Below are 12,353 nucleotides of genomic sequence, written 5' to 3'. Positions count from 1 at the left end.
CGATATAGGCACCGACGACGTCCAGAAGATCGCAATCCCGGGCCGGCCGAACGGCCGGCCGTCCCCGAACGAGAGGAACCACCGATCATGACCAACCCATTCGATGACGAGAACGGCCGCTTCTTCGTCCTGGTGAACGAGGAGAACCAGCATTCGTTGTGGCCGACGTTCGCCGACATCCCGGCCGGCTGGACCAAGGTGTTCGGTGAGGACAGCCGTGCGGCATGCCTGGAGTACGTGGAGCAGAACTGGACCGATCTGCGGCCCAAGAGCCTGATCGACGCCATGGAGGCGGATCGGGCAGGCTGACCGAACGGGACGATCCGGTCGTGGCAGTCATCCGGGGTACATGCCACCGTGGTGTACCCGACATCGCGACCGGTGAATTTTCTCATCGGCCTCCGGTGACAATCGCAAGGAGTATCTGTCATCATTTGCACACAGCGATTTCCCAGATCCGGAGGATTGTCGGACGCTTTTTCGACTGGCGGAGAGCAGGTCAGGAATGGACGGTGACATGGGATCGTGGGACTTCCCGCGATTGAGGGCGACGTGCGACGACGTCCATCGCCGCGCCGAGATCACCCCTGGCCTGACCGCCGTCCGACACAGCGGTGACTCGGCCACCTACCAGGACCTTGCCGGCGCCCTCACGAGCTACGACCTCGTCGCCGAGAGCAACGGCCTCGGCGTCGGCTCGTCGCTGGTCGCCGCCATCCTGCACTGCCTGCCGCGCATCGGGTCGCTCGACGAGCCGTCTGCGGTCTCCACTGCGGTGGGGCAGGTGGTGGAGTGGCTTGCCCGCGACATCGGGGACGACTACGGGATGTTGCGCTCGGTCGGCTGATGCCGCTCCGCTCATCGAGAGGTGGCGGCTCTGCGATACCCGTGCAGGGCCGGGTAGATGCAGGCGGCGATGATGAGCACCGTCCAGACGACCACCTTGATCATGTTCTCCGCGATCGGGCCACCCGCGGCCAGTGATCGCATCACCTCGATGGCCGGGCTCATCGGCTGGTTCTCGACGATCGGCTGCAGCCAGCCCGGGTAGGCCTCGACGGGGGAGAACCCGGAATTGAAGAACATCAGGACGCTCGACACCAGCGACAACAGCGGGACCAGCGGAGCCGACGGACGCGCGCTGACCGCGAGGGCGAGCACGAGCATCGCGTAGGCGACGCCGAACATCAGCGAGACCCCGAAGATCCCGAGGACCGCGACCACACCACCGGTGATCTCGAAACCGATGGTGGAGCCGACGGCGATCAGGAGTGCCGTCACCACGACGATGCGGACGACCTCGCTCAACAGCCGCGAGGTGAGGTCGGCGGCGCGGTTGATCGGCAGCACGTACAGTCGCGCGAGCAGCCCGGTTCCTCGCTCCTGGTTCAGGCGGATGCCGGCGGCCACCGACCCGAACATGGCGCTCACCAGGATCACCAGCGGCACGGTGCCGTAGGTGCTGTCCTGCCCGGTGGCACTGCCGATCGCGTCACCGAGCACCACCTTGAACATGACGAGGGTGAGGAGCGGGACGAGGACCAGCTGGAGGAAGGTGCCCCGGTCCCGCACCATCACCGAGATCTGGCGCCACGCCAGCACCGCGCTCTGCTCGACGAACGCCCGCGCCGACCGCTCGACGGCGAGCCGTCCGGCAGGTGCCTGCGTGAGGGTGGTCATCGCACCACCCGGCGCACACCGAGCACGGTGAGCAGGCCCCCGGCGACGGCCAGGCCGACGCACCACCAGATCGTGGGCGTGAGCAGATCGAGGGTGGCGGTGCCGTCGCTGAGCGAGCGCATCGCGGTCGCGAACTGGGAGATCGGCTGGTTCCGCACGAATGGCTGAATCCATTCCGGGAACTGGCTTTCGGGCACGAATCCGGTCGACAACATGCCGAGGATGAGAATCGGCAGCGAGAGCGCCTGACTGGTGGCCTCCGGGCTGTTGGAGAGCAACCCGACCGCATCGGCCAGGACGGCGATGAGGACACCGACCACCAGGACGACCGCGAACAACCCGATCGTGTCGAGCACCCCGCCGTTCGGTCGCCATCCCATCACCAGGCTCGTCGCGGTCGCGCAGATGATGGAGATGACCAGCAGCACCGTGTTGGTGCCCATCCGGGCAAGGGGCGGGATCACCGGCGGCATCGGGAGGGTCCGGAACCGGGTGTTGATGCCCTTGGTGGCGTCCACCGCGGATCTCATGGCCGCCGATGACGCGACGAAACTCACCGACTGCAACGAGATGATCGGCATCAGGAAGTCCGCGTAGTCCATCCCGGGGGCCGCGTTCATGATCGAGCGCAGCGGGACATAGAAGCAGATCGCGAGGAGCACCGGCGCGACGAAGGCGAAGATGATCTCCCCGTTGCGCACCATCGACGAGACGCCCCGACCGGTCAGCGTCCACCATTGCGCGCCTGCCCGGGTGCGGGGCCGGATGAGGTGAGCAGCCTCGAGGGTCATCCGGCCGGGCTCTGCTCGTCATCGGAGGCCGACACCGCCGTGGTGCCGGCCGGATCGGTCAGGGCGAGGAAGACCTCGTCGAGGCTCGGGCGGGAGAGAGCCACGTCCGACAACCGGATGCCGGCGTCCTTGGTCCGTTGGACGATCTCGACCAGCGTGTCTGCGCCGTCGGCGGCCGGCACCGTGACAAAGGTGGCGGGCCCGTCGGGCTCGTCCTCGGTGGCTCGCCTGACACCCTGCCCGTCGACCGCGATCCCGTCCAGGCACGCGAGCAGGCGATCCAGGTCGTCGGGATCGGTGGGGGTCACCTGATAGTGCGACGCGCCGGTCGCCGTCTTGAGCGCGTCGGCGGTACCGGACGCGATCACGCGGCCCTTGTCGATCACCACGATGTGATCGGACAGGGTATCGGCCTCTTCGAGGTATTGCGTGGTCAGCAGTGTGGTCACGCCTTGTCGCCGCAGGGACTCGACGAGCTTCCAGACTTCCTGGCGGCTCCGCGGATCGAGCCCGGTGGTCGGCTCGTCGAGGAACACGATCTCGGGTTGCGTGACGAGGCCACACGCGATGTCGATCCGGCGCCGCATACCACCCGAGTACTCACCGACCTTGCGTTTGGCGGCGGCGGTCAGCTCGAAGGATGTCAGCAGTTCGTCGGCTCGCGACCGGGCCATCGCCCTGGACAGACCCATCAGCCGCCCGAACAGGATCAGATTGTCCCGACCGCTGAGCGCTTCGTCGAGCGCGGCGAACTGGCCGGTCAGCATGATCGATCGCCGTACCCCCGCGGCGTCGGACACCACATCGTGTCCGGCGACGATTGCGCTGCCGCCGTCGGGCTTGAGGAGGGTGCACAACATGTTGACGGTCGTCGTCTTTCCCGCGCCGTTGGGCCCGAGGAGCGCGAGGATGGTCCCCTTCGCGACCGAGAAGCTGACACTTTCGACGGCGACATTGTCCCCGAATCGCTTGTGCAGGTTGACGACTTCGATGGCTGGACGCGCCGAGGAGTCGTCTTCTGCGGTCGGATCGACGGTGGCCGGTACCGGCGGTGGTCTCCGCGGCGTCCCGGTATCCGGGATCGCGGTCGGTGCTTGTGCCTGTGCCGAGGATTCGACGATGTTCCACCCGGACGCGACGTCTCGTGCCGGGCCGTTGCCGGTCGGCCGGCCCTCGTCATCGGTCGGCGCCGCGAGCAGGCGCCTCGTCGGCGCCTCGTCGGCGACGACCGCCGCATGTCGGGGAGTCGCCGGCAGGCTTGATCGGGCGGCCGTGGGCCCGCCGGACTGCTCGGCCATCGACAGCTCCTCTCGGGCGTCCCGGTCGCCTGAGTCGGGGGCGGGTGTGCACCACTCTTCTCGGGCCACGCGACACCGCGGACAGTGGGGACGCGAGGCGCATGCCCGCGGGCGGTTCCGAGCATCGGGTGTGGGCGATGCTACCGAAATTGTTTGAACGGTCTGGAAAGATTCTCGCTCTCGGCGGCCGAATCATTACGCCGCCGCGCACCGCATTCGTACGTTTGGACGACTTCGGACTCGGGCGCGTAACGATCTTGGGCACGCCGCCGAATTCCTATCGTGAGCTAGCCGTTTACCTGAGATTCGTCCGCGCGGGCAAGGGTTCCTGCATTCAAACGAATCATGGTGAATTTCGTTGGGAAAGGTGGATAATGACGCACACTGTTGCCTGGGAACGGAGTTCCCGCGAACAGACAGCCCACAACGACCCGAGCGTCGGTTGATCGTCAGCCGCCGTCGGGCCGGGCTGGCCGCTGACCTGGGAAAGAGGGGCTATGGGTTCGGTCGAGAACACCCATGACGCCACTGAGACAGACACCGAGAGCGGGGCAGAACTGGTCCCCTTCGCGCTGACCGCAGCGCAGCGCGGGATGTGGTTTGCCGAGAATCTCTCATCCGACTATTCCGTTACCGTTGCTCAGTATCTCGATATCCGGGACAAAGACCGACCACTCGATCGTGATCTCTTCCGGGAGGCGGTCGTCGGAAATGCGCGTGAACGCGAGTCGGCCTTCACCCGGATCGTGGAAGTCAACGGCGTACCGATGCAGATCGTCGATCAAGGTCTCGACAACGATCTCGATTTCCTCGATTTCCGCGACCATGCGGATCCCGTCGGTGCAGCGCACCGATGGATGAATGACGATTATCAGCAACACATGGATCTGCGACGCGACCATCTGGTCGTGTCGACGCTCATCAGGGTCGCCGACGACCGTTCTTTCTGGTACGTGCGGGCTCATCACATCGCGATGGACGGCTATGCCGGGCTGACCGGGGTGCTCGATGCGGTGAACAGGTACAACGCGGCCGTCGCGGGCTCGGAGTACGTGTCGAATCGGGGCGCCTCACTGGCCGAACTGGTCGAGGACGACAAGAAGTACATCGCCGGCACCCGCCGGGAGGCCGACCGTGCCTACTGGATCGACCGGGTCAGCGATCTGCCCGAGCGCGTCACCCTCGCCCATCGATCGGTGGCCGCGGAGCTGTCACCTCGTAACCTGGTCGCCGGATCGGAGCTGAGCGCATCCCAGCAGTCCGATCTCGACCGGGTCGCAGCCGAGGCCAACACATCGGCGGCAGTGCTCCTCACCGCGGGCTTCTCGGCCTACCTGGCCCGGATGGCCGGCACCGACGATGTGGTGCTGAGTCTCCCCGTCACCGGCCGCGCGACGGCAAAGATCAAGCGCGCCAGCGGAATGCTCGCCAACATGCTTCCGGTCCGGGTTTGCGACGCCTCACGGCTGACGATGCGCGGCCTGATCGAACAGGTGCAGCTCGAGCTGACCGGCGCCCTCCGCCACCAGCGGTACCGGTTCGAGGACATCCGTATCGACGCCGGCCTGCAGGATGCGAACACGGCGTCGTTCGGCCCGATCATCAATCTGATGTTCTTCGACAAGCCGATCGAATTGACCGGCGCCACAGTTGATTACCAGATCCTCACATCGGGGATTCTGGAAGATCTGCGGTTGAACGTGTATCAGGCCAGCCCCGGCGCCCGGCTGGTGGTCGACTTCCACGGGAATCCGAATCTCTACTCGACCGTCGAGCTCGAGGGACACCTCCAGCGCTTCCTGGCCTTCCTCGACCGCATCTTCTCCGAGATGGACATGCTGATCGGCGACGTCGACCTGCTGCTCGACGGTGAACGCGAGGAGATGGTCGGTCTCGGCGTCGGACCGCAGGCCACACCGCCGGATCCCGATGCACACCTGCTCGCCGCCTTCGCTCGGCGGGTTCGTGACCGGGGCGAGGATGTCGCCATCGAGTCCGGAGGACGACGCTGGACCTACGCCCAGTTCGATCGCCTCCGGACTCTCATCGCAGCGCACCTGGTCAATTCGGGCGTCGGACGTGGCGATCACGTGGTGGTGGCCCTCGACCGCGGTATCGCACAGGTCGCCGCCATCTACGCGACTCTCTCCGTCGGCGCGGCCTATGTCCCCGTCGATCCCGCGCAGCCGCAGGAGCGACGCCGTCTCATCGCCGAGACCGTCGCCGCCCACCTGATCGTCGACGCCGCACTGCTCGGTTCCATCGGATTCGACACCGCAGCGAACAATCCCGAGGCACCTGCCGAGCCCGCCTCTGCCGGTGTGACCGGTGGCGGCAGCGAGGCCGCCTACGTCCTGTTCACCTCGGGATCGACCGGCACCCCGAAGGGAGTGCAGGTGTCGCACGCGGCGGTGCACAACCGGCTCGCCTGGATGCAGGACAACTACCCGTTGGCCGCGGGCGACAAGGTGCTGTACAAGACGCCGTTCACCTTCGACGTGTCCGTCTGGGAGCTGCTGTGGCCGTTGGCCCAGGGAGCGCAGATGGTGATCGCCCGGCCGGACGGGCACCGAGATCCGGAATACCTTCTCGACCTGATCACCGAAGAGCAGGTCAACGTCCTGCATTTCGTGCCGTCGATGCTCGACGTCTACACCGAGGTCCTGCAGAACGACGGACATCTGACCCTGCTGCCGCCCACTGTCCGGCGGGTCTTCACCTCCGGCGAGGCGCTGCCGCGACTCCTCGCCGACCGTGTGCTGGAGGGTTCGTCGGCCGAATTGGTCAATCTCTACGGTCCGACCGAGGCCGCGATCGATGTCACCGAGTATCGAGTGGTCCCCGACGACGGCCCGGTGCCGATCGGCAGGTCGGTGGCCAACACCGACGTGTACGTCCTCGACACCCGTCTGCGGCCCGTTCCCGCCGGTGTCGCGGGCGAACTCTATCTCGCGGGATGTCAGCTCGCCGACGGCTACGTCGGTCGGTCGGACCTGACGTCTGACCGCTTTGTCGCAAATCATCTGGGCCCGAGAGGTTCCCGGATGTACCGCACCGGTGACCTGGTTCGCTGGAGCCCCGATGGCCAGCTGCATTACCTGGGGCGCACCGACTTCCAGGTCAAGATCCGCGGGCAGCGGATCGAACCCGGTGAGATCGAGTCGGTGCTCGACAGCATGCCGGGAGTGGATGCCACCGCGGTGGTGCCACGCACCGACCTGGCGCCCGGGCCGGTGCTGGTGGCGTATCTGCGGTCCGACGACGATTCGGTCAGTGAGGCCGCCGCACTGTCCTGGTGTCGTCGTCACCTGCCGTCGCACATGGTCCCGTCGGCGGCGGTGCTGCTCGATCAGTTCCCGATCAACGCCACCGGCAAACTCGATCGTAAGCAACTGCCTGCGCCGGACCTGCGACCGGTGATCGCCTACGAGGCGCCGCGCACGCCCGTGGAGCACACGCTGGCATCGCTGATCGGTGAACTCCTGAGCGTCGAACGTGTCGGATTGCGCGACAACGTCTTCGCACTGGGTGGTGATTCGTTGATGGCCGCGCGCCTGGTGTCGAGGGCGCGGGTCGAACACAATGTGCGGATCGACCTCACCGACGTGTTCACCTCGGTCGACGTCGGCGAGATCGCGGAGCGTTCACGGCGGGGCGGGGCCGACGGCCGTCCCGAACTGACCCGGGTCGAGCAGCGTCCCGACACGATCCCGTTGTCGCACTCCCAGACCCGGCTGTGGTTCGTGAACCGGATGGATCCGGTGGCGAGCACCTACAACATGCCCGGCGCCGTCCGGCTCGGGACCGAGGTCGACGTCGCTGCCCTGCAAGGAGCACTCGGCGACCTGATCGATCGCCACGAGACCCTGCGCACCAGGTTCGCATCCGTGGGCGGCGAGCCCGTGCAGGAGATCTTGTCGCGAACCGAGGCGATGGGCTTTCTGGACATCGAGGTCGCGGTCGTCGACGAGGGGGTCGACGAGACGGTCGCCGCGGAGGCGGCCCGAGGATTCGACCTGGCGCACGACATCCCGTTCCGCGCGCGGATTCTCCGCGATCAGACCGGGTACGTCGTGGTGGTGGTGCTCCACCACATCGCGGGCGACGGATTCTCGTTGGTGCCGCTCATCCGCGATCTCTTCGTGGCCTACAGCGGGCGGCGCTCCGGCGGCAGCGCGGCATTGCCGCCGCTGACGGTGCAGTACGCCGACTTCGCGATCTGGCAGCATCGGCTCCTCGGTGACCCGGAGAACCCGACCCCGCTCGCCCGGGAGGGTCTGGCCTTCTGGGAGGAGGAACTCTCCGGGCTCCCGGGCTTCCTGCCGTTGCCGACCGACCATCCGCGGCCGCACGTCGCCACGGGAAACGGCGGCTACGTCGACACGGTGTTCGACGCCGATCTCGCGGCCGGTATCCGCTCACTCGCCCAGGACCACAATGTCACCCCGTTCTCCGTGGTGCACACCGCATTCGCGGTGTTGCTCGCGAGGTGGGCGGAGGTGGACGAGGTGGCGATCGGGACGGCCGTCGCCGGTCGCGACGAGCCCGCGACCGCCGACCTGGTCGGCATGTTCGTCAACACCGTGGTGCTGCGGACTTCGATGCGCCCCGAGGACACGCCCGCCGAGCTGCTCGATCGGGCGCACACCACCCGTACCCGGGCGATGCGGCACTCGTCCATCCCGTTCGAGCGGGTCGTGGAAGCCGTTGCCCCCGAACGATCGGCGGCCCACACCCCGTTGTTCCAGGTGGCTCTGACGATGCATCCAGGTCAGGCGACGGCGCTCGGGGACTGGGTCGAGTCGGCCGAGATGCTCGACGCACGGGTGCCCGCCGCCAAGTTCGATCTCTCCGTCACCGTCACCGATCAAGTCGGCGCCGCGGGTCTGGACGTGGAATTCGCCTACGCTGCTGATATTTTCGATCACCGGACGATCGAGCGGGTCGCGACTCAACTCGTCACGGTCCTGTGGACGATGATCGAATCGCCTGCCCGGCCCATCGGCACGATCGATCTGGTGGCAGGGGCGGAGCGGGCGGCACTGATCGCGCCCCCGGAATCGCGGGTGATCCCGGAGACGTTGCGCGACCTGCTCACCGCCGGGGTGGCGCAGGCGAATCCGGCGGCAGTGGCGATCAGCGGCACGTCCACCATCACCTGGTCGACCATGGAAGTGGTGTCGAACCAACTCGCGCGCGAACTGGTCGCCCGTGGTCTCGGCCCGGGTGACCTGGTCGCGATCTGCATCCCGCGGTCGCATCTCTCGGTCCTCGCGATGGTCGCGGTGATCAAGTCGGGAGCCGCGTTCGTCAGCATCGACCCCGGGCATCCGCCGTCGCGGCTCGCGGAGATCCTCTCCGACAGCGGTGCTGTCCTCGGACTGACGTCGACGGCTGTCCGGGACAAGGCACCCGAGGGTGTGTCCTGGCTGGAGGTCGACGACGCAGCGGTCGAGCTGCAACTGGCCGGTCACAGTGGTGCGCGCGTGCACGCCGGTGAGCTCCGGAGTGCGCCGCGCGTGGACGACCTCGCATACCTGATCTACACCTCCGGTTCCACCGGACGCCCGAAGGCAGCCGCGCTCAGTCATGTCGGGCTCGCGAACATGGTGGCGAATCAGCAGAAGATCCTGCGCCTCGACCAGCGGTCGCGGGTGCTTCATGTCGCGTCACCGAGTTTCGACGCGTCCATCTTCGAGATCCTGATGGCGTTGTGCACGGGTGCCGAGCTCGTCGTCAGCCCGGCGGGGGTGTTCGGCGGCGACGAGCTCGCCGAGCTCATCGATCGGCATCGGGTCACCCACGCGGTCATGACCCCGTCCGCACTCGGCACGCTGGAACCGGCCGCCGTACCCAGCCTGAGCCGCGTGATCAGCGTCGGCGAGGCATGTCCCCCCGACCTGATGCGGAAGTGGGCGCGGGCCGGCCGGGCGTTCTTCAACCTCTACGGCCCGACCGAGGTGACGATCTGGGCCACCGCTGCGGGGCCACTGCACGAGGGCGACGAGGTCACGATCGGGCAGCCGGTGCCGGGAGTCGGCGGTCTGCTGCTCGATCACACTCTTCGCCCGGTCCCCGTAGGGGTACCCGGCGAACTGTATCTGTCCGGGGCCCAGCTCGCCCGTGCCTATCACCGCCGAAGCGATCTCACCGCCACCCGATTCGTGGCGAACCCGTTCTCCGCCGGAGATCGGATGTACCGCACGGGCGACCGCGCCGTACGTACGACCTCGGGGAATCTCCGGTATGTGGGCCGCACCGACTTCCAGCTCAAGATCCGCGGACTGCGTATCGAGCCGGGCGAGGTCGACGCCGCGATCCTGCATCACCCGATGGTGACCGAGGTGGTCAGCCTCGGGGTGCCCGGACCGGGCGGCGACGACGTGCTGGTGACCTACGCGCGGCTGGTCGAGGGCGCGACGGTCGAGCCCAAGCGGATACTCGAGCACGCGGCCGCGCAACTGCCCGGATACATGGTTCCGCACGCAGTGGTGATCGTGAAGGAGTTCCGGTTGACCACGGCCGGCAAGATCGACCGGAAATCCCTTCCGCCCGTGGACTTCACCGTGTCCGCGCCGTATCGGGCGCCCAGTTCGCAGATGGAGGCGGTCGTCGCGGGCATCTTCGGCCAGGTACTCGGCCAGGATCGGGTCGGTGCCGATGCCGATTTCTTCGACCTCGGTGGCAGTTCACTCTCGGCGACCAAAGTGACCTCCCGGCTCTCCGCGCTCCTGGACCGACAAGTACCGGTGAAGCTGCTGTTCGAGCGTCCGACGGTGTCGTCGCTCGCGCATGCTCTCGCCGGTGGCCCGACCGGCCATGGCGCCCCGCCGTTGCTCGCGCGCAGTCGCGCGGAGCTCGTTCGGGTGTCCGGAATGCAGCGTGGACTGTGGCTCGTCAACCGTGCCGATCCCCGGTCCGCGGCCTACAACGTCGCCATGGCGCTGCGGCTGGCAGGCGATCTCGATGTCGTCGCGCTGCAACTCGCGACCGCGGACATCGTCCGCAGGCACGAATCGCTGCGTACGACCTATCCGATGATCAAGGACGAGCCGATCCAGGTGATCATGCCTGCCGACGTGGTCGAGAGTGAACTGACCATCGAGGAGCGCACCGTCACGACATCGATCGAGTCGGCCGTCGGTCAGGTCACCGGCGAGGGATTCGACATCACGACCAGGCCGCCGGTACGTGCCGTGCTGCTCAAGGTCTCGGCGCATGAGCACATCCTGGTCTTCGTCGTCCACCACATCAGCGCGGACGGGGCGTCGATGGCGCCACTGGCGCGGGATCTGATGACGGCGTACGCGGCGCGCAGCGCGGGGGCCGAGCCGGCATGGAAACCCCTTCCGGTGCAGTACGCGGACTTCAGCCTCTGGCTGTCCGAACGTCTCGCGGTCACCGACGGCGACGGCGTCACCGAGGAGGAGCGTCAACTCGCGTACTGGGACGAGCGGTTGGCGGGGGCGCCCGAGCGGTTGGAGCTGCCCCACGACCACTCCAGGCCGAAGACGCCCAGTTTCCGCGGTGACACGGTGAACTTCGAGGTCCCCGCGTCTGTGGTGGCCAATCTGGACATCGTTGCGCGGCAGCATCACACCACGTCGTTCATGGTGATCCACGCCGCGTTCGCGATGCTGTTGAATCGGATCTCCGGACGCGACGACCTGGTGATCGGAACACCGTTCGCCGGCCGCGGCGAGCAGAGCCTCGACGATGTGGTGGGGATGTTCGTCAACACGTTGGCCCTGCGGACCCGGGTGCGCCCGGGTGAGCGGTTCGTCGATCTGCTCGAGCGCGTGCGCAACGACGATCTCGCCGACATGTCGCACACCGATGTCGCATTCGAGAACATCGTGTCCCGGGTGCTGCCCAAACCCCCCACCTCCTACAACCCGGTCTATCAGGTGATGCTCGCCTTCCAGGACGTGGAATTCCCTACGCTGCAGTTCGATCGGCTCACTGTCGAACCGATCCACGAGGAGCTGGCATCGGCCAAGGTCGACCTGCAGCTCACCCTCTTCCCGAACGATCCGGAACGGGACGAGCACGGGGGTGCGCTGCGCGCACAATTCCTCTATGCCACAGATCTTTTCGATCGGGCGACGATCGAGCGGATGGCCCAACGATATCTGCAGTTGCTCGAGGCGGTCGCGGACGATCCGGAATGTGTGGTCGGTGACGTGAGCATTCGCCTCGACGACGAGGTGGTGGCCGCGGCCGGATCGCCGGTGGACGATGCGGACGAGAGTCTGGCCGCACTGGTCTTCGAGGCCGCCGCAATCGATCGCACCGCCACCGCGGTCGGTGGTCGTGCGGCACTCGGTTTCGGAGACCTGGAGATGATGACCAGCGCGATGAATCCTGCAGCATCCGATGCGGATTCGGCGCTGACGATGGCTCTCATGACACTTGTTCCCGGGCTGGCGGAATCCGGCCCGGAGGGTTTCGACGGACTCCTGGCCGAGCTTCGTGAGCGTGCCCACGGCGTGATCGCCGGTGCCCGCCGGGACCGGGACGCCGCGCGCGCAAACCCTACGGATTCGGCTGAGGCGGAAGGTAGCGAACGGACGTGACGGGGACC

6 protein-coding genes are annotated in these 12,353 nt (G+C 67.0%); 3 read left to right on the top strand and 3 right to left on the bottom strand.

Going from position 1 to position 12,353, the window contains the following annotated elements:
- Window positions 1-87 precede the first annotated feature (87 nt).
- On the top strand, window positions 88-309 hold the full coding sequence (locus IDF66_RS04280) for an MbtH family protein (protein ID WP_164308683.1): 222 nt from the start codon (window positions 88-90) through the stop codon (window positions 307-309).
- A gap of 208 nt (window positions 310-517) precedes the next feature.
- Window positions 518-847, top strand: a complete 330-nt coding sequence (locus IDF66_RS04275; RefSeq protein ID WP_164308684.1) for a hypothetical protein — start codon at window positions 518-520, stop codon at window positions 845-847.
- A gap of 11 nt (window positions 848-858) precedes the next feature.
- On the opposite strand, the gene IDF66_RS04270 is transcribed toward IDF66_RS04275, so the two are convergent.
- The 3 genes from IDF66_RS04270 to IDF66_RS04260 are packed head-to-tail and all read right to left on the bottom strand — an operon-like array spanning window position 859 to window position 3,769.
- On the bottom strand, window positions 859-1,680 hold the full coding sequence (locus IDF66_RS04270; protein WP_164308685.1) for an ABC transporter permease: 822 nt from the start codon (window positions 1,678-1,680) through the stop codon (window positions 859-861).
- Complete coding sequence (locus IDF66_RS04265) at window positions 1,677-2,471, bottom strand: ABC transporter permease (RefSeq protein WP_190265818.1); 795 nt, start codon at window positions 2,469-2,471, stop codon at window positions 1,677-1,679. The genes IDF66_RS04270 and IDF66_RS04265 overlap by 4 nt, the downstream gene beginning before the upstream one ends.
- A complete protein-coding gene (locus IDF66_RS04260; protein WP_190265817.1) occupies window positions 2,468-3,769 on the bottom strand; it encodes an ATP-binding cassette domain-containing protein in 1,302 nt (433 codons plus the stop codon). The genes IDF66_RS04265 and IDF66_RS04260 overlap by 4 nt, the downstream gene beginning before the upstream one ends.
- Window positions 3,770-4,266: 497 nt before the next feature.
- Between IDF66_RS04260 and IDF66_RS04255 the strand changes: the two genes are divergently transcribed.
- Window positions 4,267-12,345 (top strand): non-ribosomal peptide synthetase, encoded by an 8,079-nt coding sequence (locus tag IDF66_RS04255; RefSeq protein ID WP_190265816.1) that lies wholly within the window; start codon window positions 4,267-4,269, stop codon window positions 12,343-12,345.
- Window positions 12,346-12,353: the final 8 nt, after the last annotated feature.

The sequence above is a fragment of the Gordonia hankookensis genome (assembly GCF_014673215.1).
Lineage (GTDB): Bacteria > Actinomycetota > Actinomycetes > Mycobacteriales > Mycobacteriaceae > Gordonia > Gordonia hankookensis.
Note: the sequence above shows the minus strand (reverse complement) of the source record. Positions and strands in the feature narration are given on the sequence as shown.

Coding starts and splice junctions, on each gene's coding strand:
- IDF66_RS04275 (WP_164308684.1), top strand. CDS start 518: ATGGGATCGTGGGACTTCCCGCGATTGAGGGCGACGTGCGACGACGTC.
- IDF66_RS04260 (WP_190265817.1), bottom strand. CDS start 3,769: ATGGCCGAGCAGTCCGGCGGGCCCACGGCCGCCCGATCAAGCCTGCCG.
- IDF66_RS04265 (WP_190265818.1), bottom strand. CDS start 2,471: ATGACCCTCGAGGCTGCTCACCTCATCCGGCCCCGCACCCGGGCAGGC.
- IDF66_RS04280 (WP_164308683.1), top strand. CDS start 88: ATGACCAACCCATTCGATGACGAGAACGGCCGCTTCTTCGTCCTGGTG.
- IDF66_RS04255 (WP_190265816.1), top strand. CDS start 4,267: ATGGGTTCGGTCGAGAACACCCATGACGCCACTGAGACAGACACCGAG.
- IDF66_RS04270 (WP_164308685.1), bottom strand. CDS start 1,680: ATGACCACCCTCACGCAGGCACCTGCCGGACGGCTCGCCGTCGAGCGG.